The sequence below is a fragment of the Rhodococcus sp. NPDC079359 genome, from assembly GCF_040702585.1.
In the GTDB taxonomy this organism is placed as follows: Bacteria; Actinomycetota; Actinomycetes; order Mycobacteriales; family Mycobacteriaceae; genus Rhodococcoides.
On the sequence record NZ_JBFBLH010000001.1, the window covers coordinates 504,887 to 531,515 of the forward strand.

Sequence of the window (26,629 nt, forward strand, 5' to 3'; positions counted from 1 at the left end):
ATCGATGACCGCAACACTGGCAGACCCTGTATCAGAGGTAGTAGCAGCAGCCCAGCGACTCCTCACCAAACGCACCGGAGCTCCGGTGACGTTGATCGACCCGGTGAATCTGGGGGGTAGCGGCCAAGCGATCGTGTTGCGAGTCCGAGTGTCCGAGAACCCGTTTCAGCTGCCCCGCACCCTGGTGATCAAGCAGGTCCGGGACCTGCCCGCCGAATCGGAACTGCATGCCGAGCTCGCCGACATCTCCGGTTCCAGCGCCTTCCTGCGCGAGGCAGCGTCCTATCAGTTCGCCAACGCTCTGGCCACGGACAGCAGGCCCGGACCCGAGCTGCACGCGTACGACCTCGACGCGAGACTGCTGGTGCTCAGCGACCTCGGCGACGCCAGTCCCATCACCACTCTGCTGCGCAACTCGGACGAAGCCGCGGTGACCAATTCCTTGATGGCCATGGCGCAGGCGCTCGGCCGCATGCACGCCGCCACCGTCGGCCGTGAGGACGACTTCGCCGCTCTGCTGCGACGGGTGGGACAACCCGACTCCACCGACGGGATCTCCGCCCAGATACCCGACGCTCTCGCCGAGGTCCCCGGGCTGCTGACCGATCTTCTGGGCGTCGGAACGACCCCGGATGCAATTCTCGATCGCGTCTCTCGCAGCGGACGGCTGTTCGCGCATGGCGCCTTCCGCGCCTTCAGCCCGTCCGACCTGTGTCCCGACAACATCATCGTCAACGACGAAGGCGTGCGGTTCCTCGATTACGAGTGGGGCGGATTTCGTGACGCCACCCTCGACATCACCTACGCGTTGGCGTCGTTCCCCGGTTGCCTGTGCAGCTTCGACCTCTCGCACGCTCGAGAGCAGGCGATGATCGACGCGTGGCGTTCGGAAGTGGTGGGCATATGGCCCGCGTTGGCCGACGACACCACGCTGGCGAGCAAGATTCTCGACGCACGTCTGATCTGGGTGTGGCTCAGCACCTACTGGTTCCTGCCCGACGACCACACTCGCATCGCAGCGGCGCGTGCTCACCACCTGTCGGTTCCGCGGTCGCAGGCACTGATTTCGCGGTGGACGGCGCTGGCAGACAGTGCCGCGCGCGTCGGTGAGACCGATATCGCCGACTACGCGACGTCGGTCGCCACCGCTCTGCGCACCAAGTGGGAGCGCTGAGGAAGACGTCGTTCGCGCATCCGCCGGTCGCATCGGTAGCGTTCGACGGGTGAGCGGCGGCATCGGTAGTGACTTCTCCGGCGGGGACATCTCGGGAAGCGACGAGTTGGGCGACGGGCTGTTCGACGCGCCTGCGCCCCCGGAGGCGATGATCGCCGAGTCCCGTCCCACGTCCACCTACGTCAGGCCCGACGCACCTCTGGCGGTGCGTATGCGTCCGACGAGCCTCGACGAGGTGGTGGGGCAGTCTCATCTGTTGGCTCCGGGTGCTCCACTGCGCCGCCTCGTCGAGGGCTCCGGTGCGTCCTCGGTGATGCTCTACGGACCACCGGGAACCGGCAAGACGACGCTGGCGTCGCTGATCTCGGGAGCGACCGGACGCAAGTTCGAGGCGCTGTCGGCCCTCTCGGCCGGTGTCAAGGAAGTACGCAACGTCATCGAACTCGCGCGTCGCCGACTGCTCTCGGGCGAGCAGACGGTGTTGTTCATCGACGAGGTGCACCGATTCTCCAAGACGCAGCAGGATGCACTGCTCGCTGCCGTCGAGAATCGGATCGTGTTGTTGGTGGCTGCGACCACGGAGAACCCGTCGTTCTCGGTGGTGTCGCCGCTGCTGTCCCGGTCGTTGGTTCTGCAGTTGCAGCCGTTGGGATCCGAGGACATCGAGTTGTTGCTCACTCGCGCCGCGAACGATCCACGCGGCCTGGACGGTGCAGTGACCATCGCCGAGGACGCGATGGATCACCTGGTGCGTCTCGCGGCCGGCGACGCCCGACGGGCGTTGACGGCCCTCGAGGCGGCAGCGGGCGCTGCAACCGACGGGATGCTCGACCTCGCGACGGTCGAGGCCAGTGTCGACAAGGCCGCCGTGCGCTACGACCGCGACGGAGATCAGCACTACGACGTCATCAGCGCGTTCATCAAGTCGATCAGAGGGTCCGACGTCGACGCAGCCCTGCACTATCTGGCGCGGATGATCACGGCAGGCGAGGACGCGCGGTTCATCGCGCGACGTCTCGTGGTGCACGCCAGCGAGGACATCGGGATGGCCGATCCCACGGCGTTGCAGACGGCGACGGCCGCTGCCAGCGCCGTGCAGATGATCGGGATGCCCGAGGCGCGGTTGGCGCTGGCGCAGGCCACGATCCATCTGGCGACTGCGCCCAAGTCCGGTGCCGTGATCGGCGCACTCGGTGCTGCCATGGCCGACGTGGCTGCAGGCAAGTCGGGGTCGGTGCCGCCGCATCTGCGCGACGGCCACTACAAGGGAGCTCAAGGGCTGGGGAACGCCGTCGGGTATCGGTATCCGCACAGCAGTCCTGGCGGCGTACTGGGGCAGCAGTATCCGCCGGATGAACTGGTGGGCGTGAACTACTACGAGCCCACCGAGCACGGTGCCGAGCGGGAAATCGCGACCAGGGTCGGGAAACTGCGCCGCATCATCCGAGGCCGATAGGCCCTCGAGTCGGTGCGGGGTCCGACGACGCTAACCTGTATCCGTGCAGACCCATGAGATCCGCAGGCGTTTCCTCGACCATTTCGTGAAGGCGGGACACACCGAAGTACCCAGTGCGTCGTTGATCCTCGACGACCCCAATCTGCTGTTCGTCAATGCGGGCATGGTTCCGTTCGTGCCGTTCTTCCTCGGTCAGCAGACACCGCCGTACAAGACGGCGACGAGCGTCCAGAAGTGCGTGCGCACCCTCGACATCGAGAACGTCGGCATCACCACCCGGCACAACACGTTCTTCCAGATGGCAGGAAACTTCTCGTTCGGCGACTACTTCAAGCGGGACGCCATCCGGCATGCCTGGTCTCTTTTGACCGACAGCGTCGAGGACGGCGGATACGGGTTCGATCCCGAGCGGATCTGGGCCACCGCGTATCTCGACGACGACGAGGCGATCGAGCTCTGGAAGGAGATCGCAGGCCTGCCCGACGAGCGAATTCAGCGTCGAGGAATGGCCGACAACTACTGGTCCATGGGCATTCCCGGACCCTGTGGCCCGTGCTCGGAGATCTACTACGACCGAGGACCCGAGTTCGGTGCCGAGGGCGGTCCGGAGGCCGACGAGGATCGGTACATCGAGATCTGGAACCTCGTGTTCATGCAGAACGAACGCGGCAAGGGAATCAGCAAGGACGACTTCGAGATTCTCGGTCCGCTGCCGAAGAAGAACATCGACACCGGCATGGGCGTCGAGCGTGTCGCCTTCCTGCTCCAGGGCGTGGACAACGTCTACGAGACCGACCTCGTCCGACCGGTGATCGCCAAGGCCGAGGAACTCTCGGGACGCGCCTACGGTGCCGACCACGACAACGACGTGCGTTTCCGCGTCATCGCCGATCACGCCCGGACCGCCGCGCTGCTGATCTCCGACGGAGTAAATCCCGGCAACGACGGTCGCGGCTACGTGCTGCGCCGGTTGCTGCGCCGCATCGTCCGATCGGCACGCCTGCTCGGCGCACCCGACGAGACCATGGCGCAGTTCGTCACCGTCGTACGAGACACGATGGCCGAGTCGTACCCGAATCTGGTGACCGACTTCGATCGCATTCTGACCGTCGCAGTGGGGGAGGAAACGGCGTTCCTCAAGACCCTCACCTCGGGTTCGCGGCTGTTCGAGGGAGCGGCGGAGGCTGTCAAGGCGTCGGGTGCGAAAAAGATCGGCGGTGCCGAGGCATTCGCGCTGCACGACACCTACGGTTTCCCGATCGATCTGACGCTCGAGATGGCCGCCGAGGCCGGCTTGTCGGTGGACGAGGACGGTTTCCGCTCGCTGATGGCCGAGCAGCGCAACCGGGCCAAGGACGACGCCCGTGCCCGCAAGCACGCACACGCAGACCTCACGGTCTACAAGGATTTCGTCGACGGTTCGCCGACCGAGTTCACCGGATTCGACGAGCTCGGTTCCGAGGCAACGGTATTGGCCCTGATCTCCAACGGCGTCCGCGTTCCGACCGCGGTTGCGGGAGACTCGGTGGAGATCATCCTCGACCGCAGCCCGCTCTACGCCGAGTCCGGTGGCCAGATCGCCGACATCGGCACGATCACCGCACCCGGCCTCGGCGTCAAGGTCAACGACGTGCAGAAGATTGCCAAGAAGCTCTGGACGCACAAGTCGGTGGTCGAGTCGGGGCAGATCACCGAGGGCGACACCGTGCACGTCGACGTCGACCACGCGTGGCGTAAGGGCGCGACTCAAGGCCACTCGGGTACCCACATGGTGCACGCGGCACTGCGACAGGTACTCGGGCCGAACGCGACACAGGCCGGATCGCTCAACAAGCCCGGTTACCTGCGCTTCGATTTCTCGTGGCAGGGTGCGCTGTCCGACGCGCAGCGCGACGACATCGAGAATGTCGCCAACGATGCGGTCGGTTCGGACTTCGCGGTCAACACCATGGTCACCGACCTCGACAGTGCCAAGAAGATGGGCGCCATGGCCCTGTTCGGTGAGAACTACGGCGACGAAGTGCGCGTCGTAGAGATCGGCGGACCGTTCTCGATGGAACTGTGCGGTGGTACGCACGTGCAGCACTCGTCGCAGATCGGCCCGGTCACCATTCTCGGTGAATCGTCCGTGGGCTCGGGAGTGCGCCGAGTCGAAGCCTTCGTCGGCCTCGACTCGTACCGCTATCTCGCCAAGGAACGCGCGCTGCTGGCCGGCATCGCGTCCTCGCTCAAGGTGCCGTCCGAGGAGGTTCCGGCCCGCATCGAGACCCTGGTCGAGCGTCTGCGCGTCGCGGAGAAGGAACTCGACGCCGTCAAGGCCGCCGCAGTGCTGGCCTCGGCAGGTGAGTTCGTCGGCAAGGCCGAGCGATTCGGAGACGTGCGAGCGGTCATCGCGCAGGCACCGGACGGCGTCGGCGGCAACGACTTGCGCACCTTGGTCACCGACATCCGAGGACGGCTGGGCGCGGATCCGGCCGTGGTGGTGCTGTTCGGCACCGTGAACGGCAAGGTCCCGTTCGTGGTCTCGACCAACAAGGCAGCTCAGGATGCAGGCATCGCGGCAGGCGATCTGGTGGCGGCCTTCGGTCCGAGCATCGGTGGCCGAGGCGGCGGCAAGCCCGAGCTGGCACAGGGGTCGGGATCGGACGTCGCCGGAATCGAAGCCGGTATCGACGCAGCCCGGGCTCGATTGACCGAACTCACCACCCACTGACGATCGTGGTAGCTCAGGGGCGCGGCCCCGATCGGCCAGGAGTCGACGATCCCGGCCGCGGCCGTCGTATCGGCATCGACGTCGGTAGTGTCCGCATCGGCATCGCCTCGAGCGATCCCGACGGTGTACTCGCCACGCCTGTCGAGACCGTGCCGCGATCGAAGATCAAGGGTCCCGACGCCCCGGACGTGGCGCGGGTGGCGGAGATCGTCGCCGAATACGAGGCCGTCGAGATCGTCATCGGGCTTCCTCGGACGCTGCGCGGAGAGCGCGGCAATGCCGTCGACGCAGCCGAGAAATTCGGCCGCTCCCTGCACCGGCGATTGGGTGATGTGCCGATTCGGATGGCCGACGAGCGACTGACTACCGTGAGTGCATCGCGCGCGCTACGGGACAGTGGAGTGCGAGCCAAGAACCAACGATCGGTGATCGATCAGGCTGCGGCGGTCGCGATACTGCAGGGCTGGCTCGACGAGCGCCGTGCCGTATCGGATCGTGCAGCGAACAATTCAGGATCGACGGAGGTCGACGAGTGAACTACGAAGGGTCCGATCGGGACCGGCGAGATGCGCGCTCGGACGAGGCGCACACCGACCCGATCGGCTATCGCGTGGACGAGGGCAGCGAGTTCCACCGCACTGTGCACGGCCCGCCGCAGCGTCAGGAGCCGCATCCCCGGTCCTCTCGTGACGCAGATCGGGAGCCCGAGGCCGAGCGCGGAGCGTTGCCACAGGAGGTCGGCCGCAGCCGTGCCGCGACCCGGAAGGACCGAGCTGCCTCCAGCCGCAAGCGCCGCGGCCGCCTGGTCGCTCTGGTACTCGGGCTCGTACTGGTCGTGGCAGTCGCGGGAGGAGCGTATTTCGCGGTGAACAAGTTCGGCAATCGCACGACACCGAACGCCGACTTCACCGCGGGCTCACCGGGCGACGGCGTGGTGATTCAGGTTCATCCCAACGACACCGCGCAACAGATCGGTACCCAGGCAGCGGACAAGGGTGTGGTCGCCAGTTCGGGAGCCTTCCTCGAAGCGGCGCTCCTGAACAACGCCATCACCTCGGTTCAACCCGGTTTCTATCTGCTCGCCAGTAACGTGCCTGCCTCGCAGGCCGTGAACGAACTGGTCGACCCCGCCTCCCGGGTGGGCAACATGGTGATCTCGGAAGGCCGTCAGCTGCACGACGCGCGCGACGTGAACACCGGTGCCGTCAAGAAGGGCATCTACACCCTGATCTCCGAGGCCAGCTGCGTGGACCGAACCGGCAGTGGAACCCCCACCTGCGTGAGCTACGACGACCTCAACGTGGCCGGAGCCGTGGACGACCCGGCCGCCTTGGGCGTGCCCGACTGGGCCACCGATCGCGTCGAGGGAGTCCCGGACCGCGATCGCCAGCTCGAAGGCCTGATCGCCGCAGGAACCTGGGACTTCGATCCCAGCGCGGCTCCGACCGACATTCTGAAGCAGTTGGTGTCCGAGAGCGCGACCCGCTACGAGGACACCGGAATCCTCACCGCGGGCGCCAACTCCGGGCTGACTCCGTACGACACCCTCGTCGCCGCGTCGCTCGTCGAGCGGGAGTCGCTGCCGCAGGACTTCAGCAAGGTGGCCCGGGTGATCCTCAATCGGCTCGCGGTGCCGCAGAAGCTCGAGTTCGACTCGACGGTCAACTACTCGCTCGACACGACCGAGGTGGCCACCACCGACGCCGACCGCGCCCGCGTCACACCGTGGAACACCTATGCCAGCGAAGGGCTGCCGGCAACCCCGATCTCCTCGCCGAGTATCGGAGCGGTGCAGGCGGTCGAGATGCCCGCCGACGGTGACTGGCTGTACTTCGTGACCATCAACCAGGCGGGCGAAACCCTGTTCACCCGCAGCTACGAGGAACACCTGGCCAACATCACCAAGGTCGAGGGTGGCTTCCTCGACAGCGGCCGCTGACGTGCGCGCCGCTGTACTCGGAAGCCCTGTCGAACACTCGAAGTCGCCGGTGCTGCACTGTGCCGCGTACCGCGCGCTCGGCCTCGCCGACTGGACCTACGAGCGCATCGACTGCACCGGTGAGCAGCTGCCCGGCCTGCTCGACGGTTTCGGCCCCGAATGGGTCGGCGTGTCGGTCACCATGCCGGGCAAGGTCGCGGCTCTGGCGTACGCGACCGAGCGCACCACGCGGGCAGTTCTGGCCGGCTCGGCGAACACCCTGGTCCGCACCGAGTCGGGCTGGCGCGCCGATTGCACGGACGTCGACGGAATCGTGGGCGCACTGCGCGACGCCGGAATCGAGGACCTGTCCGGTCGCACCGTGACGGTGGTCGGCGCAGGAGGAACGTCGAGGCCGGCGATCGTGGCGCTGGCCGGACTCGGAGCGACTGCGGTCACTGTCGTCGCGCGGTCGGCCGACCGCGCCCGAGACACACTGGACTGCGCCGTCGCCGCGGGGATGCGCGCGGAGTTCGTGGACATGACCGACCCTCGGCTCGCAGCCGTCGCAGCGGAGTCCGCTGTGCTGGTCAGCACCGTGCCCGCGGCCGGGGCCGCGGACATCGCGTCGGAACTCGCCCAGGCACCCCTGGTCCTCGACGCCATCTACGATCCGTGGCCGACGCCCCTGGCAACTGCCGTGGACGCAGCCGGTGGAACCGTCATCAGCGGATTGTCGATGCTGCTCAATCAGGCGTACGGGCAGGTGGAGCAGTTCACCGGCAGGCCGGCACCGCGAGCGATCATGCGGGACGCACTGTTCACCGCGTTGTGAGTTCGAGCCGGCAGTAGTCCACGGGCCGGAGTAGTCCACGGGACGCGAGTTGTCCACAGGGTTCGAGTTGTGCACAGGGCAATGTCCCACCTGGGCTTTCGTCACAGTCGATCGCTGCCGTGGTGCCACCCTTCGCTCATGATTGTCGTGTGTGGTGCGGTCGTGGTCGGTGCCGTTGTGGGGCTGGCGATGCGCCGATGTTTGGTCCGATGGAGTCCTCGGCTCCTGCCGCTGCTGTCTGCGATCGGTACCGGATGGGTCTGGTGGCGATTCGGCGGTACCGAATACGCGGTTCCGTTGTGCGTGACGACGTGGTGGTTCGCCGCACTCAGCGCGGTCGACCTGCAGCGACGCCGGTTGCCGAACGCCTTGACCGTCCCCGGGGCGCTCGTGGTGACGATCGCGCTCGTTCTCACCGGCTCGCCGGGGGCACTGCTGGGCGGTGCTCTGTTGTTCGCGATCTACCTCGTCGTTCACCTTCTCGCGCCCGCGGCGTTCGGAGCGGGGGACGTCAAACTCGCCTGGTCGGTCGGCTCGATCGCGTGCGTCGGCGGCGGGGGAGGATGGGCGATCGCCGCGCTGTCGGCACCGGTGGCAACTGCCGTGGTGGGGTCGATCGCCGCGGCGTTGGGGCACAGGCGAGCCCGCATCCCGCACGGCCCGTCCATGTGCGCGGCCACCCTGCTGGCATCCGCGGCGTCCCTGGCGTGAAAAGATGTTCGAGTGCTGCGCTGGATAACTGCCGGAGAATCCCACGGACCCGCTCTCGTCGCCATTCTCGAAGGAATGGTCGCGGGAGTAGAGGTGACCTCGGACGACATTGCCTCTCAACTCGCTCGCCGTCGCCTCGGCTACGGCCGAGGTGCCCGTATGAAGTTCGAGGCCGACAAGGTGACCCTCACCGGTGGAGTCCGACACGGACGCACGATGGGTGGTCCGGTCGCGATCGAGGTCGGCAACACCGAGTGGCCCAAGTGGGAGCAGGTGATGTCGGCCGATCCCGTCGACGAGGCAGTGCTCGCGGATCTCGCGCGCAACTCCCCGTTGACGCGGCCGCGGCCCGGCCACGCCGACTACTCCGGGATGCTCAAGTACGGCTTCGACGACGCTCGCCCGGTGCTCGAACGCGCCAGCGCGCGTGAGACAGCCGCCCGGGTCGCCATCGGCACCGTCGCCCGCCTGTTCCTGAAGCAGGCGTTCGGAGTGGATGTCGTCTCCCACGTGATCTCCATCGGGGCATCCGACCCCTATGTCGGGCCGCCGCCCGCTGGCGCGGACCTCGACGCCATCGACGCATCTCCGGTGCGCGCCTTCGACAAGGCCGCCGAAGAATCGATGATCGCCGAGATCGAAGCAGCGAAGAAGGACGGTGACACCCTCGGCGGCGTCGTCGAGGTCGTGGTCCACGGTCTGCCCGTGGGCCTCGGGTCCTTCGTCTCCGGAGAACGCAAGCTCGACGCAAGACTCGCCGCGGCACTGATGGGAATCCAGGCCATCAAGGGGGTCGAGATCGGGGACGGCTTCGAGACCGCGCGTCGACGAGGAAGCGTCGCTCACGACGAGATCAAGCCCGGTCCGGACGGTGTGTTGCGCTCGACCAACCGGGCAGGCGGCATCGAGGGCGGTATGACCAACGGTGAGGCCCTGCGAGTGCGGGCGGCGATGAAGCCCATCTCGACGGTTCCGCGCGCGTTGGCAACGGTCGACATGACGACCGGCGACGAGGCCGTGGCCATTCATCAGCGCTCGGACGTCTGCGCTGTTCCGGCTGCCGGTGTCGTGGCCGAGACCATGGTCGCCCTGGTCGTCGCGCAGGCAGCGTTGGAGAAGTTCGGTGGGGACTCGCTGGCGGAGACGACGAGCAACGTCGACCACTACGTGAAGGGCACCGCCGCCCGACCTCCACGATGACCCCGTACGCGGTCCTCGTCGGACCGCCGGGAGCAGGCAAGTCGACGATCGGTCGACGGCTGGCACAGGCTCTCGACCTGGACCTGTTCGACACCGATGTGGCCATCGAGCGAGACACCGGTCGTACGATCGCCGATATCTTCTCGCACGACGGCGAACCGGCCTTTCGGCAGATCGAGGAGCGGATTGTCGCCGGTGCTCTGGCCTCGCACGACGGGATCGTCTCCCTCGGCGGTGGTGCTGTGCTGTCGCCCGCCACCCGCGCCCTGCTGTCCGGGCACACTGTGGTGTACCTGGAAATCAGTGTGGCCGAAGGGCTTCGGCGTACCGGTGCGAACACGGTTCGGCCGTTGCTCGCCGGTCCTGACCCGCGTGCGAAGTACCAGGAACTGATGCGCCATCGGCGACCTCTCTATCGATCGGTGGCCACGGTGCGCGTGCGCACCGACAGTCGCAGCCCCGCTCGGGTCGTGGGCCAGTTGGTGTCGAAGCTGACCGCCATCGCCCCTGTTCCCGGGCGCGATGCGAACGAGAAAAACCCCCAGTAGATGAAGGTGATTCGATGACAGAGCCAGTGCGCGTCCAGGTCGAGACTGCCAACCCGTACCCGGTGATCATCGGCCGAGGTCTGTTGACGGATCTCGTCGACCAGCTCGCCGGAACGGCCACCGTGGCGATCTTCCACCAGCCTCCGCTGGCAGAGACCGCGGAAGCAGTGCGAGCGGCGTTGGCGGACAAGGGAATCGACGCTCATCGCATCGAGATTCCGGACGCCGAGGACGGCAAGGATCTGGCCGTGGCCGGTTTCTGCTGGGAGGTTCTCGGCCGAATCGGTCTCACTCGCAGCGACGCCATCGTCAGTCTGGGCGGTGGAGCGGCGACGGACCTGGCCGGATTCGTGGCCGCGACCTGGATGCGCGGAGTTCGTATCGTCCACGTTCCGACGACGCTGCTGGCCATGGTCGACGCGGCCGTGGGCGGCAAGACCGGCATCAATACCGATGCCGGCAAGAACCTCGTCGGCTCCTTCCACGAACCGGCTGCCGTGTTGATCGATCTGGCGACCCTGGAGACCGTGCCGAAGAACGAGATCGTCTCGGGCCTGGCCGAGGTGATCAAGACCGGATTCATCGCCGATCCGAAGATTCTGGACATCATCGAAGCCGATCCTGCCGCGGCGCTGGATCCGACCGGCGACGTGCTCCCGGAGCTGATTCGGCGCTCGGTCGAGGTCAAGGCGAAGGTCGTGGCGGCAGATCTGCGTGAGTCGAACCTGCGCGAGATCCTGAACTACGGGCACACGCTCGCGCACGCCATCGAGCGGCGGGAGCAGTACCGGTGGCGTCACGGTGCCGCGGTGTCGGTCGGTCTGGTGTTCGCGGCCGAGCTGGGACGCCTGGCCGGACGCCTGGACGACGTTACTGCCGACCGCCACCGTTCGATTCTCGAATCGGTCGGCTTGCCGGTCACCTACGACGAGCATGCGTTCTCGGATCTGCTCAAGGGCATGCAGACGGACAAGAAGAACCGGGCCGGGCTGCTGCGGTTCGTGGTTCTGGACGGTTTGGCCAAGCCCGGACGGCTCGAAGGTCCGGATCCGGCACTGCTCGTCGCTGCATTCTCCGCGGTCGGCCGCGAGGCCCCGGCCGCAGGTGGGTCGGCCATCATGTTGTGACGCCGTCGGCCAGTCTCGGGGCCTGACGACAACGGGCGGTGATCGACGCGTACAGCGTCGATCACCGCCCGTAGGTCGATGTAGGGGAGTCAGGAACCGTCGGCGCTGCCGTGGCTGCCGCGCTTGTCCAGCCGCGGCTTGCCGTCCGCGTCCACTGCCGAGAACACCTCGGTGTCGGCGTCGCCGTGCTCGGGAGCCCACTGCGTTTCGGTCCGCGTGGGTTCGGTCCGCGTCGCCTCTGCCTGACCCGAACGGTTCTCCTGGCCGGCGTTGACCAGCTGGCGGTCGTGCGCGCGTTCGGCGTCCGAAGTGGCCAACTTCTTCTTGGCCTCGCGGTTGACGATCTGTCGTCCCACGAACACCGCGACGCTGGCGCCGATGAAGATGGTGAGAATCGTGAACGCGGCTCCGGACGTGAGCTCGAAGACCAGACCGTTCTGACCCAGGCTGAAATCGACGAAGAAGTCGACGATCCAGCTCAGGAGACCACCGAGGAGTCCACCGACCACAGCGGCTTTGAGCCAGACCATGGTGAGGTCCTCGCCGTCCTCGGGGTCGGGATGCTTGCGCCGGTCGCGGATTCCATCGATGCCGGCCCACACGATGATGACGAGCAGCACGAGGGCGTATGCCACCCAGCGCAGTGCCGATCCGCTCAGCGGCCACATCGACACTGCTGCCCCCAGCAGCAGTCGAACGACGACGTTGACCAATCCCATACTTATGCCACGCACTGCCCACCCAGTCATGCGGCACAGCATATCCGCACGTCGAAGTTTGTGTGTCGGGGCCCACAAGTTCGACGAGCCGGTCGAGGGAGGGGGAGCCTGTGGGGCGACCGGTAATGTCGGGCTCATGCCTGCCGATTTCGGTGCCCGTCGTGGTGCCCTACGAGAACTGTTGGCCGCCGACGGACTCGATTCGATGCTGATCACCGATCTGCTCAACGTGCGATATCTGACTGGATTCACCGGGTCCAACGCCGCGCTACTGGTCTCGGTGGCCGATTCGGCCGGTGACGAGGATCGGACGGTCATCTGCACAGACGGTCGGTACGTCACCCAGGTGGCCGAGCAGGTGCCGGATCTTCGGGCCGAGATCGACCGGGCGTCGGCGATACACCTGCTTCGATCGGGCGTGTCGGGTAGCGGCGGCCGGATCGGTTTCGAGAGTCATGTGGTGACCGTCGACGCCCATCGCGCGTGGTCCGAGCTCGACGGTGCTGCGGAGTTGGTGCGTGCACCGGGTGTCGTGGAGTCGTTGCGCATGGTCAAGGACGAGTTCGAGGTGGGATTGCTCCGGGACGCCTGCCGCGCCGCCGACGAGGCCCTGGCTCGATTGATCGGTGGGGGCGGTATCCGAGCAGGCCGGACCGAGCGTGAGGTGGCCCGGGAGCTGGAATCGGCGATGCTCGACCACGGTGCCGATGCGATCTCGTTCGAGACCATCGTTGCTGCGGGAGCCAACTCGGCGGTCCCGCACCACCGGCCCACCGATGCGGTGTTGGCCGACGGCGACTTCGTCAAGCTCGACTTCGGCGCACTCGTCGGCGGCTACCACTCGGACATGACTCGAACCTTCGTCATCGGGACTCCCGCGCAGTGGCAGCGCGATCTGTACGAGCTGGTGCAGCGGTCGCAGACTGCCGGTCGCGAAGCCCTGGCACCGGGAGTGACCACCGCCTCGGTCGACGCCGCGTCACGCTCGGTGATCGAGGACGCAGGGTACGGGGAGTACTTCCTCCACGGGCTCGGCCATGGCGTCGGCCTGGAAATCCACGAAGCGCCGGGAATCGCGAAGACGAGCACCGGTACACTGCTGAGCGGTGCAGCGGTCACCGTCGAGCCGGGTGTCTACTTCTCCGGTCGCGGCGGCGTTCGGATCGAGGACACACTCGTCGTTCGCGACGGGGGTCCGGAACTGCTCACCCTGACAAGCAAGGAACTCACGTCCGTCTAGCGCACGGGCGGGAGCGAATCCCGCACGTGACCGACGGCGCGTCACGCGCACAAACGATTGAGGAGACGCGAAGCAAGTGGCTTCCACCAGCGATTTCAAGAACGGACTGGTTCTCAACCTGGAGAACCAGCTGTGGTCGATCATCGAATTCCAGCACGTCAAGCCCGGTAAGGGACCCGCATTCGTGCGGACCAAGCTCAAGAACGTGCTCTCGGGCAAGGTCGTCGACAAGACGTTCAACGCCGGTGTGAAGGTCGAGACCGCAACGGTCGACCGCCGCGACATGACGTACCTCTACCACGACGGCAGCGACTACGTGTTCATGGACGCCGACACATACGACCAGCTCTCGATCGGTGAGGCCACCGTCGGTGACGGCGCACGCTTCCTGCTCGAGAACCTGCGCGTTCAGGTCGCCATGCACGAGGGCGTTCCGCTGTACGTCGAGCTTCCCGTCACCGTCGAGCTCGAGGTCAAGCACACCGATCCAGGCCTGCAGGGCGATCGCTCCACCGGCGGCACCAAGCCGGCGACCCTCGAGACCGGAGCCGAGATCTCGGTGCCGCTGTTCATCAACACCGGCGACAAGCTCAAGGTCGACTCACGTGACGGAAACTACCTCGGGCGTGTGAACTCCTAACGTGTCATCGAAGAAGTCGACATCCTCCGCCCCGCAGAACGGTGCCCCCGGTGCGAAGAAGCTGGGTGCGCGTCACAAGGCCCGCAAGCGGGCGGTGGACTTTCTGTTCGAGGCGGAGGCGCGCAACGTCGACCCGGTGAACCTGACCACCGAACGCATCGAACTCGCACGCGGCGACGACACGATCGCTCCCGTCAGTGATTACACCTCGACCTTGGTCGAGGGCGTAGCTGAGAATCTCGATCGCCTCGACGGCGTGATCGCCGATCACCTCAAGGACTGGACGCTCACCCGTCTGCCTGCAGTGGACAGGGCCATCCTGCGCGTTGCGGTGTGGGAGTTGTTCCACGCCACCGACGTCCCACCGGTCGTCGCCGTCGACGAAGCCGTCGAGCTGGCCAAACAGCTGTCCACCGACGATTCGCCCGGCTTCGTCAACGGCGTGCTGGGTCAGATCGTCCTGGTCGCGCCGCAGGTACGCGCCGCGGCCGCGGCCGTCTCGAGTCGTACGCAGTCCGATGCGTCCGGTGAAGCGTCGGTCGACGCCGAGCAGTGATCGCACGGTCGACGCACGTGTGACCGAACGCTCTGCGAGCCTGCTGGTCTCGGTTCGCAGAGCGTTGCTAGGCTCTACGCAGTTGTTGTCAGACATCCTTTAACGATCCGTCCAGAGAGGCGGAGAAGGAGGTCGTAGTTTGCCTGCGCCCGAAAGCTCGTCCGCGAACCCCGCCGTTCGCGAATTGCTGTCCTCGGCCGATGTGGGACGCACCATCTCCCGCATGGCCCATCAGATCATCGAGAAGACGGCCCTCGACGCCGCGGACTCGCCGCGCGTGGTGCTACTGGGCATCCCCACGCGTGGGACCACGCTGGCGGAACGACTCGCAGAACGTATCGAGGCATTTTCGGGCGTGCGGCCTCCGCTCGGGTCCCTCGACATCACCCTCTACCGCGACGATCTGCGGAACAAGCCGCACCGACCACTCGAACGCACCTCGGTGCCCACAGGCGGCGTCGACGACGTACTGGTCGTACTCGTCGACGACGTACTGTTCTCCGGGCGAACCGTACGGTCCGCGCTCGACGCACTGCGTGACCTCGGTCGCCCCCGTGCGGTGCAGCTGGCGGTCCTCATCGACCGCGGCCATCGCGAACTTCCGCTTCGTGCGGACTACGTCGGCAAGAACGTCCCCACAGCGCGCACCGAGGACGTGTCGGTGCTGCTCTCCGAACACGACGGTCGCGACGGGGTCAGCCTGTCCGAGGGAGGATCCGCTCGATGAAGCACTTGCTCTCGGTCGCCGACCTGACGGCCGAATCGGCCACCGAGATTCTCGACGAAGCCGAACGATTCGAGCAGGCGCTTCTCGGCCGCGAGGTCAAGAAACTACCGACACTGCGCGGACGCACCATCATGACGGTGTTCTTCGAGAACTCGACGCGCACCCGCGTTTCGTTCGAGGTCGCAGGCAAGTGGATGAGCGCCGATGTCATCAACGTCAGCGCCAGCAGCTCGTCGGTGTCGAAGGGAGAATCGCTCCGCGACACCGCGATGACGTTGCGCGCCGCCGGAGCCGACGCCCTCATCGTCCGACACCCGGCATCGGGTGCTGCACACCAGATCGCACAATGGACCGCCGATCAGGGAACTGGCCTCGACGGTCGTTCCGCAGGCTCCACTCCTGGTGGCGGCCCGGCGGTGATCAACGCAGGCGACGGTACCCACGAACACCCCACCCAGGCCCTGCTCGACGCCCTGACGGTTCGTCAACGACTCGGGGACATCGCCGGCCGTCGGGTGGCGATCGTCGGCGACATCCTGCACAGCCGGGTGGCGCGCTCGAATGCGATCCTGCTGGCCACGCTCGGTGCCGAAGTGGTGCTGATCGCACCACCTACCCTGCTGCCCGTCGGAGTGACCGGCTGGCCGGTGCGGGTCTCGCACGATATCGACGCCGAACTGCCCGGTCTGGACGCGGTGCTGATGCTCAGAGTGCAGGCCGAGCGAATGAACGGCGGGTTCTTCCCCTCCGCTCGTGAGTACTCCATCACGTACGGGCTCTCGCAGCGCCGCCTCGACCTGCTGCCCGAGCACGCCGTCGTCCTGCACCCGGGTCCGATGCTTCGCGGTATGGAGATCGCGTCCTCGGTGGCCGATTCTCCGAAAACTGCAGTTCTGCAACAGGTTACGAATGGAGTTCACGTGCGGATGGCGGTGCTGTTCCGATTGCTGGTCGGTTCGGACGGGGGTGCATCGTGAACGCACCTGAGACCTCCGTCCTGCTCCGCGGCGTGCTGCTGTACGGCGAGGGCCCCGAGACCGATGTTCTGATCACCGGCGAAGAGATCGCCGGAATCGGTGCGGACCTCGACGCCGACGGAGCCGAGGTGGTCGATGCCCGCGGCCAGATTCTGCTGCCCGGGTTCGTCGACATGCACACGCACCTGCGCGAACCCGGCCGCGAGGACACCGAAACGATCGAATCCGGTTCGGCGGCAGCGGCTCTGGGCGGCTACACCGCGGTGTTCGCGATGGCGAATACCGATCCGGTTGCCGACTCGGTGGTGGTCACCGATCACGTCTGGCGTCGGGGACAGGAAGTCGGCCTCGTCGACGTCCACCCGGTCGGTGCGATCACGGTCGGATTGAAGGGCAAGCAGCTCGCCGAGATGGCCACGATGGCAGCGGGAATCGGCCGGGTGAAGATGTTCTCGGACGACGGCCACTGCGTCGACGATCCACTGATCATGCGTCGGGCGTTGGAGTACTCGAGTTCGCTCGGTGTCCTCATCGCTCAGCACGCCGAGGAGCCCAGGCTCACCGTCGGTGCCGTCGCACACGAGGGGCCCACTGCGGCGCGGCTCGGACTGGCCGGTTGGCCACGCGCGGCCGAAGAATCGATCGTCGCGCGCGACGCCTTGCTGGCCCGTGATGCGGGTGCGCGGGTGCACATCTGCCACGCGTCCACCGCGGGCACCGTCGAGCTGATGAAATGGGCACGTGGACAGGGCATTTCGATCACTGCCGAGGTCACCCCGCATCACCTGCTGCTGGACGACTCACGGCTCGAGACGTACGACGCGATCAACAAGGTGAACCCGCCGCTGCGAGAGAAATCCGATGTCGACGCCCTGCGGAAGGGCCTGGCCGACGGTGTGATCGATTGTGTGGCAACCGATCACGCTCCGCATGCCGAACAGGACAAGTGCTGTGAGTTCTCGATCGCCCGTCCCGGGATGCTCGGGCTCGAAACCGCACTGTCGATCGTCGTCGACACGATGGTGACCCCGGGCCTGCTCGATTGGCGCGGCGTGGCGCGGGTGATGAGCGAGCGTCCCGCCGAAATCGTCGGACTGTCCGATCAGGGTCGACCCATCGAGGTCGGTGAGATCGCCAATCTGACGCTGGTGGATGCGAATTCGAGCTGGACGGTCTCGGGCAAGAAGCTGGCCAGCGTCGCACACAACACGCCGTTCGAGGACATGACCTTCTCCTCGAAGGTGACCACGACGGTGTTGCGCGGACGAATCACCGTTCGCGACGGAGTCGTGGCGAACAGAGCGGGAGAGTAGAGCCGTGGACAGAGTTCTCATCGTCATCGGATTCGTCCTGTTCTGGGCGCTGATGATCGCCCTGATCTTCTGGGGTTGGCGAGGACGGCAGAAGCGTCAGGAAGAGCGAATCGGTGAATTCCCGGCCGTGCCCGAAAATCTGGGTGCCACTCACATCGAGCCGGCCACCGGCCTGTACGTCGGCAGCACCATCGCGCCGAGCTGGCAGGACCGCATCGCCGTCGGCGACATCGGCCATCGCGCCACCGGCGAACTGTCGCGATACGAGAAGGGCATTCTGCTCGATCGAGACGGTGAATCTCCCATCTGGATTCCAGCGGAATCGATCCGTGCGATCCGCACCGAGCGCGGGTTGGCGGGCAAGGTCATGACCAAGGACGGGCTTCTGGTCATTCGTTGGGAGCTCCCGACGGGGACCGAGATAGACACCGGCTTCCGGGCCGACGACAAGCAGATCTACCCGGTGTGGACAGCGAGTTCCACCGGAGAAACCAAGGAGGAAACCGCGTGAGCAGCGCAGTTCTTGTTCTGGAGGACGGCCGGACATTCCGCGGCACCACATTCGGCGCACAGGGGCGCACCCTCGGCGAGGCCGTGTTCTGTACCGGAATGACCGGGTACCAGGAGACACTGACCGACCCGAGCTATCACCGACAGATCGTCGTCGCGACCGCGCCGCAGATCGGCAACACCGGCTGGAACCAGGAGGACGGTGAAGCCGCCAGCGCCCAGGATCCCAACAAGATCTGGGTCGCCGGATACGTCGTTCGAGATCCGGCGCGCCGCACCTCGAGTTGGCGCTCGACAGGAACTCTGCAGGATCAGCTCGAGGCCCAGAACGTGGTGGGCATCGCCGGAATCGACACACGCGCCCTGGTACGGCACCTGCGCACCCGCGGATCGATGCGAGCGGGAGTGTTCTCCGGCGACGCACTCGGCACCTCGGAGGAGATGCTCGAGCAGGTGGTCGGTCAGCCGTCCATGCTCGGTGCCGACCTCGCCGGTGAAGTGACCACCGGAGCCGGCTACACCATCGAGCCGTCCGGTGATGCTCGGTTCACCGTCGTCGCAGTCGATCTCGGTATCAAGACCAACACTCCGCGGATGTTCGCCGAGCGCGGTATCCGCGTGCACGTGGTGCCTTCGAACACCACCATCGAGCAGGTTCTGGAACTGAACCCGGACGGTGTCTTCCTCTCCAACGGACCGGGCGACCCGGCCACGGCGGACACCAGCGTCGCGTTGACCAGGCAGGTACTCGAACGTGAGCTGCCGCTGTTCGGTATCTGCTTCGGAAATCAGATCTTCGGGCGGGCACTGGGCCGTGGCACCTACAAGATGAAGTTCGGCCACCGCGGCATGAACATCCCGGTCATCGAGCACACCACCGGACGCATCGCGATCACCGCGCAGAACCACGGATTCGCACTCGAAGGCGAAGCGGGCGAGGAGTTCGACACCGACTTCGGCCGCGCCCGCATCAGCCACACCTGCGCCAACGACGACACCGTCGAAGGCGTCGAACTGATCAGTGGAAGCGCCTTCTCCGTGCAGTACCACCCCGAGGCCGCGGCCGGTCCACACGACGCCGCCTACCTCTTCGACCGTTTCACCAGCGTCCTTCAGGAGAAGAAGTAATGCCACGCCGCACAGACCTGAACCACGTCCTGGTCATCGGATCCGGCCCGATCGTCATCGGTCAGGCCTGTGAGTTCGACTACTCCGGCACCCAGGCCTGCCGAGTGCTGCGCGAGGAGGGACTGCGCGTCAGCCTCGTCAACTCCAACCCCGCGACGATCATGACCGACCCCGAGTTCGCCGACGCCACCTACGTCGAGCCGATCACCGCGGAGTTCATCGAGAAGATTTTCGCCCGCGAGGCCGAGCAGGGCCACCCCATCCAGGCCGTGCTCGCCACGCTCGGTGGGCAGACAGCACTCAATGCCGCTGTCGCACTGCACGATCAGGGCATTCTCACCAAGTACGGCGTCGAGCTGATCGGTGCCGACTTCGACGCCATCCAGCGCGGCGAGGATCGCCAGAAGTTCAAGGACATCGTGGCCAAGGTCGGTGGCGAATCCGCCAAGTCGGCCGTCTGCTACACGATGGACGAGGTCCGTGCGACCGTTGCCGAGCTCGGCTTCCCGGTTGTCGTCCGGCCGTCGTTCACGATGGGTGGTCTGGGTTCGGGACTGGCCTACAACGACGAGGATCTGACCCGGATCGCCGGCGGCGGGCTGGCCGCCTCGCCCACGGCGAACGTCCTCATCGAGGAGTCCATCCTCGGCTGGAAGGAATACGAGCTCGAGCTCATGCGCGACGGCCGCGACAACGTGGTCATCGTGTGCTCCATCGAGAACGTGGACCCAGTTGGCGTGCACACCGGCGACTCGGTGACCGTCGCCCCGGCCATGACGCTGACCGACCGCGAGTACCAGAAGATGCGTGACCTCTCCATCGACATCCTGCGTGAGGTGGGCGTCGACACCGGTGGCTGCAACATCCAGTTCGCGATGGATCCGGCGGACGGCCGCCTCGTCGTCATCGAGATGAACCCCCGCGTGTCGCGCTCGTCGGCACTGGCATCGAAGGCAACCGGTTACCCGATCGCGAAGATGGCCGCCAAGCTGGCCATCGGCTACACCCTCGACGAGATCGTCAACGACATCACCCGCGAGACCCCGGCCTGCTTCGAGCCGACCCTGGACTACGTGGTCGTCAAGGCACCGCGGTTCGCGTTCGAGAAGTTCCCCGGTGCCGACGGCACGCTGACCACGACGATGAAGTCCGTCGGTGAAGCGATGTCCATCGGCCGCAACTTCACCGAGGCATTCGGCAAGGTGATGCGCTCGCTCGAAACCAAGCGCGCGGGGTACTGGACCGGCCCCGAGGTCGAGGCCGAGAGCCTCGACGCTCTGCTGAAGGACCTGTCCGTTCCTCAGGACGGTCGGATGTACGGGATCGAGAAGGCCTTCGCGATGGGCGCCACCCTCGAGCAGCTCTTCGAGGCCACCAAGATCGACCCCTGGTTCCTCGATCAGTTCCAGCAGATCCACGAACTCGGCGTCCAGGTCCGCGAGGCGGCCGAATTCGACGAGGCGCTGCTGCGTCAGGCGAAGTACCACGGACTGTCCGACCGACAGATCGCCGCTCTGCGTCCCGAACTCGGCGGTGAGGACGGTGTGCGTGCGCTGCGTACCGAGCTCGGTGTGCATCCGGTCTACAAGACGGTCGACACCTGCGCCGCAGAGTTCGAGGCCAAGACGCCGTACCACTACGGCACCTACGAACTCGACCCCGACGCCGAATCCGAGGTGGCCCCGCAGCCGGACCGCCCCAAGGTGCTTATCCTGGGCTCGGGTCCCAACCGCATCGGTCAGGGCATCGAATTCGACTACAGCTGTGTGCACGCGGCGCAGACACTGTCCGAGGCCGGGTACGAGACGGTGATGGTCAACTGCAACCCGGAAACCGTCTCCACCGACTACGACACCGCCGACCGCCTGTACTTCGAGCCACTGACCTTCGAGGACGTCCTCGAGGTGTACCGGGCCGAGGCCGCGTCGGGCACGGTGCGAGGCGTCATCGTCCAGCTCGGCGGTCAGACCCCGCTCGGACTGGCCAAGCGACTGAAGGCCGCGGGTGTCCCGATCGTCGGAACGTCGCCCGAGGCCATCGATCTCGCCGAGGACCGGGGCGAGTTCGGCAAGGTGCTCGACGCAGCCGGATTGCCGGCAGCGAAGTACGGCACCGCAACGACGTTCGACGGAGCCCGTGAGATCGCCGCCGGAATCGGTTACCCGGTGCTGGTGCGCCCGTCCTACGTGCTCGGCGGACGCGGCATGGAGATCGTGTACGACGAGGCGTCGCTGGCCACGTACATCTCCAACGCGACGGAGATCTCGGACGACCGTCCGGTGCTGGTCGACCGGTTCCTCGAAGACGCAGTCGAAATCGACGTCGACGCACTGTGCGACGGCACCGAGGTCTACATCGGCGGCATCATGGAACACATCGAGGAGGCCGGTATCCACTCCGGCGACTCGGCCTGTGCGTTGCCGCCGATCACGCTGGGCAAGACCGACATCGAGAACGTCCGACGGTCCACCGAGGCGCTCGCGAAGGGCATCGGCGTACGCGGTCTGCTCAACGTGCAGTACGCACTCAAGGACGACATCCTGTACGTCCTCGAAGCCAATCCTCGCGCGAGCCGTACGGTTCCGTTCGTGTCCAAGGCGACGGCAGTTCAGCTCGCGAAGGCCTGCGCTCGCGTCATGCTCGGGGAGAGCATCGCCGAACTCCGGAGCGCGGGAATCCTGCCCGAGAACGGCGACGGTGGCACCGTCCCGGCCGGATCCCCGATCGCCGTCAAGGAAGCGGTGTTGCCCTTCAACCGGTTCCGCCGCGCGGACGGGACCGGAGTGGACACCTTGCTGAGCCCGGAGATGAAGTCCACCGGTGAGGTGATGGGAATCGACTTCGATTTCGGTACCGCTTTCGCCAAGAGTCAGACTGCGGCGTACGGCTCGTTGCCCGCGGGTGGCGCGGTGTTCGTATCGGTGGCCAACAAGGACAAGCGATCACTGATCTTCCCGGTGAAGCGACTGGCGGATCTGGGCTTCACGATCCTGGCGACCGAAGGAACCGCAGATGTGTTGCGGCGCAACGGAATCAAATGTGAGCAGGTCTACAAGCAGTCCGGTGAGGACGTGCCCGCAGGGGAGCGGACCATCGTCGACCGGATACTCGCCGGTGACATCGCCATGGTGATCAACACCCCGTACGGCAACTCCGGCCCCCGCGTCGACGGGTACGAGATCCGTAGCGCGGCAGTTGCGCAGAACATTCCGTGCATCACCACGGTGCAGGGTGCGTCGGCAGCAGTGCAGGGCATCGAAGCCGGCATCGCCGGAGGAATCGGTGTTCGCTCGTTGCAGGACCTGCACGCCGGTCTGAAGCAGGGGCTGGGAGTGGAGTGAGCCATCACACCTGGTCGGATCGGTTGCGCGCCGCGGTTGCGGCCCGTGGTCGACTGTGTGTCGGAATCGATCCGCACCCGGCGCTGCTCGAGGCGTGGGACCTGCCTCGCTCGGCGGACGGTCTCGAAGTGTTCGCCGAGCTGTGCGTCGAGGCGTTCGTCGGCGAGGTGGCCATCGTCAAGCCTCAGGTGGCGTTCTTCGAGGCGTACGGATCTGCCGGGTATGCGGTGCTCGAACGCACTGTCGGTGTGCTTCGGGATGCGGGCACCATGGTGATCTCCGATGCGAAGCGCGGCGACATCGGAACCACGATGGATGCGTACGCGCAGGCCTGGCTGGAACCCGATTCTCCGTTGTCCTCGGATGCTGTGACGGTGTCGCCGTACCTGGGCTTCGATTCACTGGGGGAGACCGTCGATCGAGCGGTGCGACACCGGCGCGGTCTGTTCGTGCTGGCTCGGACCTCGAATGCGGAGGGCTCGGCCCTGCAGCAGGCGGCGACCTCGGACGGCGAGACGGTGGCTCAGTCGATCGTCGACGCGGCGGGGAAGCGCAACCGCGTCGACGCCGACACGGTGGGCTTGGTCGTCGGTGCCACTCGTGATCACGGTCTCGACCTGTCGAACTACACCGGACCCATACTCGCGCCGGGTCTGGGAGCGCAGGGAGCAACGGTTGCAGATCTCGCGGAGATCTTCCGCGATTCGCGTGAGCTGTTGCTTCCCAACTCCTCTCGGGGTGTCCTGGCGGCAGGCCCGTCGGTGACGGCATTGCGCGACGCGGCGACGCGGTTGCGCGACGAGATCGAAGCCGGTCTCGCATAGTCGACGCTGCCGTGCTCCGGCATTCGGGGCCGGGTTAGCGGTGAGCGGCAGTCGTCGGTACGGTCGCTAGCGCTGCCGACGAACAGTGCGGATCGCCGGTGTGGAGCGCCGATGAACGTGGTCCGTGGCAGTGGAACATCGATGGTCGACGTGCCGACAGCGATCGTGCACGTCGTATCGCCCAGAACGAGAAGACGGAGGAACCGACAGTGGCCCTTCCCCAGTTGACGCCCGAGCAGCGTGCCGCTGCCCTCGAGAAGGCAGCGATCGCCAGGAAAGCGCGCGCCGAGCTCAAGGAGCGCCTCAAGCGCGGTGGCACCGATCTCAAGCAGGTGCTCACGGATGCCGAGACGGACGAGATTCTCGGAAAGATGAAGGTCTCCGCGTTGCTCGAGGCCCTGCCGAAGGTGGGCAAGGTCAAGGCCGCGGAGCTGATGACGGAATTGGAGATCGCGCCCACCCGTCGACTGCGCGGTCTCGGAGATCGGCAGCGCAAGGCGCTGTTGACGAAGTTCGATTTCGAGGCCTGACGACGGTGAGTGACACTGCGGCGACATCGGTCCCGGAGATCGAGCGCGGCCGGTTGGTGGTGTTGTCCGGCCCCTCCGGCGTCGGCAAGTCCAGTGTCGTTCGGCTCGTGCGTGCTGCGCTGCCCGAGCTGGTGTTCAGCGTGTCGGTCACGACGCGAGCACCGCGGCCCGGTGAGGTGGACGGTCAGGATTACCACTTCGTGTCGGCCGGCGAGTTCGATCGGATGATCGCCGACGACGAGTTGCTCGAGTGGGCGAGCATTCACGGTGGTCTGCAGCGGTCGGGGACTCCGGCCGCACCGGTGGAGGCCGCGCTGGAGGCGGGTAGCCCGGTGTTGCTCGAGCTCGATCTGGCCGGTGCCCGTGCCGTGCGGGTGTCCAAGCCCGAGGCGATGCTGGTGTTCATGGCTCCACCGACGTGGGACGACCTCGTCTCTCGTCTGGTCGGGCGCGCGACCGAGGAGAGCGCGGCCACCGAGCGGAGATTGGAGACCGCACGGGTGGAATTGGCCGCACAGGACGAGTTCGACACGGTGGTTGTCAATACCGATGTCGACCATTCGTGCGAACAGTTGGTATCCTTGTTGGTCGGTAGGTCGTCGGCCGGCAACAGCTGACCATTTTCACGGCGCACGAGGCCCCGACCAGCTAGTTCGTAGCACCAACGATGCAATTTCAGGAGATCATCAGTGAGCAGCATTTCAGCGGCCGTTTCCGACTTCGACGGACGCAGCGCTCTGCCGGCCTACGACACGCCGCTCGGCATCACCAATCCGCCCATCGACGAGCTGCTCGCCCGCACCTCGTCCAAGTACGCCCTCGTGATCTACGCAGCCAAGCGTGCCCGCCAGATCAACGACTACTACAACCAGCTCGGTGACGGCATCCTCGAGTACGTGGGACCGTTGGTCGAGCCGGGTCTGCAGGAGAAGCCGCTGTCGATCGCTCTCCGCGAGATCCACGCGGACCTGCTCGAGCACACCGAAGGCGAATAAGAACCTCACAGAGGACATCTGACTTGCACGTTGTCGTCGGAGTCGGCGGAGGTATCGCCGCCTACAAGAGTTGTTCGCTCATCCGCAGTTTCACCGAGAGCGGGCACCAGGTCCGGGTGATCCCGACCGCATCCGCCCTGGAGTTCGTCGGGCGCGCGACATTCGAGGCGTTGTCCGGCCAACCGGTGCACACCGGCGTCTTCGCGGACGTGCCGGAAGTCCCGCATGTGCGACTGGGTCAGGAGGCAGACCTCGTCGTCGTCGCGCCCGCCACCGCGGACCTCATGGCCCGCATCGCCGGGGGACGTGCGGACGATCTTCTGACGGCCACCCTGCTCACGGCGCGGTGCCCGGTGGTCCTGGCCCCGGCGATGCACACCGAGATGTGGGAGCACCCCGCGACGGTCGCCAACGTCGCGACCCTTCGTTCTCGCGGTACACACGTGATCGAACCGGCATCGGGGCGTCTGACCGGGCGAGACACCGGGTCGGGTCGGCTACCGGAGCCGGACGAGATCTTTGCGCTCTCCATGCTGGTGACCGAGCGAGGGGATGCGCTCCCTCGGGATCTCGAAGGACGTCGTGTTCTTGTCTCTGCCGGGGGCACTCGCGAGCCTCTCGATCCGGTTCGTTTTCTGGGCAACCGAAGCTCGGGCAAGCAGGGATATGCGCTTGCGCGAGTGGCAGCGCAACGAGGAGCCCAGGTGACGTTGGTCGCCGGGTACACCAGCGACCTCGACGCCCCGGCCGCGGTCGACGTGGTGCACGTCAAGACGGCGTCGGACATGCAGGAAGCCGTTCGCAAACTTGCCGTCGGTGTCGACGCCGTGGTGATGGCGGCCGCGGTCGCCGACTTCCGCCCCGAATCCATCGCGGGCAGCAAGATCAAGAAGGGGGCCGACGAACCGTCGTCGATCCCGCTGGTCCGCAACGACGACATACTCGCCGGCCTCGTGTCCGCTCGCCGCGACGGTGAACTCGAACCGTCGACGGTCATCGTCGGATTCGCCGCCGAGACCGGGGACGCGAACGGAGACGTGCTGACGTACGCGCGGGCCAAGCTCGAACGCAAGGGCTGCGACCTGCTCGTGGTCAACGCCGTCGGGGACGGCAAGGCGTTCGAGGTCGACCACAACGACGGCTGGCTGCTCGGTTCCGACGGTTCCGAAGCGGCGCTCGGCGAGGGCTCGAAAGCACTCCTCGCGAGCCGCGTGCTGGATTCTGTGGCGCAGATGCTCGATGCGCGGAGTGCTCGACCGAAGTCGAATTCGTGACGATGCCGAGAGTGCACGATCGATGTCGTACCGGCTACCGTGCTGGGCACCACGTGTAGTGCCGTAGAGGTTTGCGCGGCTCCGGCAGGGGCGATAACACCGAAGGAACGTCAATTTTCGTGGAGTGCCCGACCGGCGCGAGGCGTCGGGTCGGGCAGGAACATGCGTCGAGA

Annotated in this window: 25 protein-coding genes; 24 read left to right on the plus strand and 1 reads right to left on the minus strand. The window is 66.3% G+C overall.

The annotated features are described in order from the left end of the window. Positions 1 to 4 precede the first annotated feature (4 nt). From AB0362_RS02440 to aroB, 10 genes are all read left to right on the plus strand, one after another. Positions 5 to 1,174 (plus strand): kinase, encoded by a 1,170-nt coding sequence (locus AB0362_RS02440; protein WP_149405853.1) that lies wholly within the window; start codon positions 5 to 7, stop codon positions 1,172 to 1,174. Between the two features lie 148 nt (positions 1,175 to 1,322). Further along, entirely contained in the window at positions 1,323 to 2,630 is a 1,308-nt protein-coding gene (locus AB0362_RS02445) for a replication-associated recombination protein A (RefSeq protein ID WP_262498356.1), read from the plus strand. A 43-nt stretch (positions 2,631 to 2,673) separates the two neighbouring features. Beyond that, complete coding sequence (gene alaS / locus AB0362_RS02450) at positions 2,674 to 5,343, plus strand: alanine--tRNA ligase (protein ID WP_366234743.1); 2,670 nt, start codon at positions 2,674 to 2,676, stop codon at positions 5,341 to 5,343. A 5-nt stretch (positions 5,344 to 5,348) separates the two neighbouring features. Next, on the plus strand, positions 5,349 to 5,879 hold the full coding sequence (ruvX, locus tag AB0362_RS02455) for a Holliday junction resolvase RuvX (protein WP_068050567.1): 531 nt from the start codon (positions 5,349 to 5,351) through the stop codon (positions 5,877 to 5,879). Beyond that, a complete protein-coding gene (locus AB0362_RS02460; RefSeq protein WP_366234744.1) occupies positions 5,876 to 7,282 on the plus strand; it encodes an endolytic transglycosylase MltG in 1,407 nt (468 codons plus the stop codon). Before ruvX ends, AB0362_RS02460 begins: the two co-directional genes overlap by 4 nt. Before the next feature lies 1 nt (position 7,283). Beyond that, positions 7,284 to 8,096 carry a shikimate dehydrogenase gene (locus tag AB0362_RS02465; RefSeq protein WP_366234973.1) on the plus strand — a complete coding sequence of 271 codons (813 nt, stop codon included), beginning with the start codon at positions 7,284 to 7,286 and terminating at the stop codon, positions 8,094 to 8,096. A 138-nt stretch (positions 8,097 to 8,234) separates the two neighbouring features. Then, a complete protein-coding gene (locus tag AB0362_RS02470) occupies positions 8,235 to 8,807 on the plus strand; it encodes an A24 family peptidase (protein WP_366234745.1) in 573 nt (190 codons plus the stop codon). Positions 8,808 to 8,819: 12 nt separating this feature from the next. After that, a complete protein-coding gene (gene aroC / locus AB0362_RS02475) occupies positions 8,820 to 10,007 on the plus strand; it encodes a chorismate synthase (protein ID WP_149405850.1) in 1,188 nt (395 codons plus the stop codon). Next, positions 10,004 to 10,555, plus strand: a complete 552-nt coding sequence (locus AB0362_RS02480; RefSeq protein WP_068050563.1) for a shikimate kinase — start codon at positions 10,004 to 10,006, stop codon at positions 10,553 to 10,555. The genes aroC and AB0362_RS02480 overlap by 4 nt, the downstream gene beginning before the upstream one ends. Before the next feature lie 14 nt (positions 10,556 to 10,569). Further along, positions 10,570 to 11,682, plus strand: a complete 1,113-nt coding sequence (aroB, locus tag AB0362_RS02485) for a 3-dehydroquinate synthase (protein ID WP_366234746.1) — start codon at positions 10,570 to 10,572, stop codon at positions 11,680 to 11,682. An 89-nt stretch (positions 11,683 to 11,771) separates the two neighbouring features. Here the strand turns inward: aroB and AB0362_RS02490 are convergent, their stop codons facing one another. After that, a complete protein-coding gene (locus tag AB0362_RS02490; protein WP_366234747.1) occupies positions 11,772 to 12,431 on the minus strand; it encodes a B-4DMT family transporter in 660 nt (219 codons plus the stop codon). 106 nt (positions 12,432 to 12,537) lie between these two features. On the opposite strand from AB0362_RS02490, the gene AB0362_RS02495 reads away from it, so the two are divergent. The 14 genes from AB0362_RS02495 (at position 12,538) to coaBC (ending at position 26,456) form a co-directional block, all read left to right on the plus strand. Then, the gene (locus AB0362_RS02495) at positions 12,538 to 13,641 is read left to right on the plus strand and encodes a Xaa-Pro peptidase family protein (protein WP_317547266.1); all 1,104 of its coding nucleotides are present in this window, start codon (positions 12,538 to 12,540) and stop codon (positions 13,639 to 13,641) included. A gap of 76 nt (positions 13,642 to 13,717) precedes the next feature. Further along, positions 13,718 to 14,281 (plus strand): elongation factor P, encoded by a 564-nt coding sequence (gene efp / locus AB0362_RS02500; RefSeq protein ID WP_027496978.1) that lies wholly within the window; start codon positions 13,718 to 13,720, stop codon positions 14,279 to 14,281. Position 14,282: 1 nt separating this feature from the next. Continuing rightward, positions 14,283 to 14,837, plus strand: a complete 555-nt coding sequence (gene nusB, locus AB0362_RS02505) for a transcription antitermination factor NusB (RefSeq protein WP_366234748.1) — start codon at positions 14,283 to 14,285, stop codon at positions 14,835 to 14,837. A gap of 139 nt (positions 14,838 to 14,976) precedes the next feature. After that, positions 14,977 to 15,564: a bifunctional pyr operon transcriptional regulator/uracil phosphoribosyltransferase PyrR gene (gene pyrR / locus AB0362_RS02510; protein ID WP_366234749.1), complete on the plus strand. Its 588-nt coding sequence runs from the start codon at positions 14,977 to 14,979 to the stop codon at positions 15,562 to 15,564. Continuing rightward, on the plus strand, positions 15,561 to 16,541 hold the full coding sequence (locus tag AB0362_RS02515) for an aspartate carbamoyltransferase catalytic subunit (RefSeq protein WP_366234750.1): 981 nt from the start codon (positions 15,561 to 15,563) through the stop codon (positions 16,539 to 16,541). The genes pyrR and AB0362_RS02515 overlap by 4 nt, the downstream gene beginning before the upstream one ends. Beyond that, on the plus strand, positions 16,538 to 17,854 hold the full coding sequence (locus AB0362_RS02520) for a dihydroorotase (protein WP_366234751.1): 1,317 nt from the start codon (positions 16,538 to 16,540) through the stop codon (positions 17,852 to 17,854). The genes AB0362_RS02515 and AB0362_RS02520 overlap by 4 nt, the downstream gene beginning before the upstream one ends. A gap of 4 nt (positions 17,855 to 17,858) precedes the next feature. Beyond that, positions 17,859 to 18,365 carry a transporter gene (locus AB0362_RS02525; protein WP_317547268.1) on the plus strand — a complete coding sequence of 169 codons (507 nt, stop codon included), beginning with the start codon at positions 17,859 to 17,861 and terminating at the stop codon, positions 18,363 to 18,365. Continuing rightward, positions 18,362 to 19,492, plus strand: coding sequence for a glutamine-hydrolyzing carbamoyl-phosphate synthase small subunit (carA, locus tag AB0362_RS02530; protein ID WP_366234752.1), 1,131 nt, complete (start codon positions 18,362 to 18,364; stop codon positions 19,490 to 19,492). Before AB0362_RS02525 ends, carA begins: the two co-directional genes overlap by 4 nt. After that, entirely contained in the window at positions 19,492 to 22,833 is a 3,342-nt protein-coding gene (gene carB / locus AB0362_RS02535; RefSeq protein ID WP_366234753.1) for a carbamoyl-phosphate synthase large subunit, read from the plus strand. Before carA ends, carB begins: the two co-directional genes overlap by 1 nt. After that, entirely contained in the window at positions 22,830 to 23,657 is an 828-nt protein-coding gene (gene pyrF / locus AB0362_RS02540) for an orotidine-5'-phosphate decarboxylase (protein WP_188078620.1), read from the plus strand. Before carB ends, pyrF begins: the two co-directional genes overlap by 4 nt. Before the next feature lie 209 nt (positions 23,658 to 23,866). After that, complete coding sequence (mihF, locus tag AB0362_RS02545) at positions 23,867 to 24,187, plus strand: integration host factor, actinobacterial type (RefSeq protein WP_008716579.1); 321 nt, start codon at positions 23,867 to 23,869, stop codon at positions 24,185 to 24,187. Positions 24,188 to 24,192: 5 nt separating this feature from the next. Further along, positions 24,193 to 24,804: a guanylate kinase gene (gmk, locus tag AB0362_RS02550; protein WP_366234754.1), complete on the plus strand. Its 612-nt coding sequence runs from the start codon at positions 24,193 to 24,195 to the stop codon at positions 24,802 to 24,804. A 72-nt stretch (positions 24,805 to 24,876) separates the two neighbouring features. Next, complete coding sequence (gene rpoZ, locus AB0362_RS02555) at positions 24,877 to 25,182, plus strand: DNA-directed RNA polymerase subunit omega (RefSeq protein WP_032377808.1); 306 nt, start codon at positions 24,877 to 24,879, stop codon at positions 25,180 to 25,182. Positions 25,183 to 25,205: 23 nt separating this feature from the next. Then, positions 25,206 to 26,456 carry a bifunctional phosphopantothenoylcysteine decarboxylase/phosphopantothenate--cysteine ligase CoaBC gene (gene coaBC / locus AB0362_RS02560; RefSeq protein WP_317784674.1) on the plus strand — a complete coding sequence of 417 codons (1,251 nt, stop codon included), beginning with the start codon at positions 25,206 to 25,208 and terminating at the stop codon, positions 26,454 to 26,456. The last annotated feature ends 173 nt before the right edge of the window (positions 26,457 to 26,629 follow it).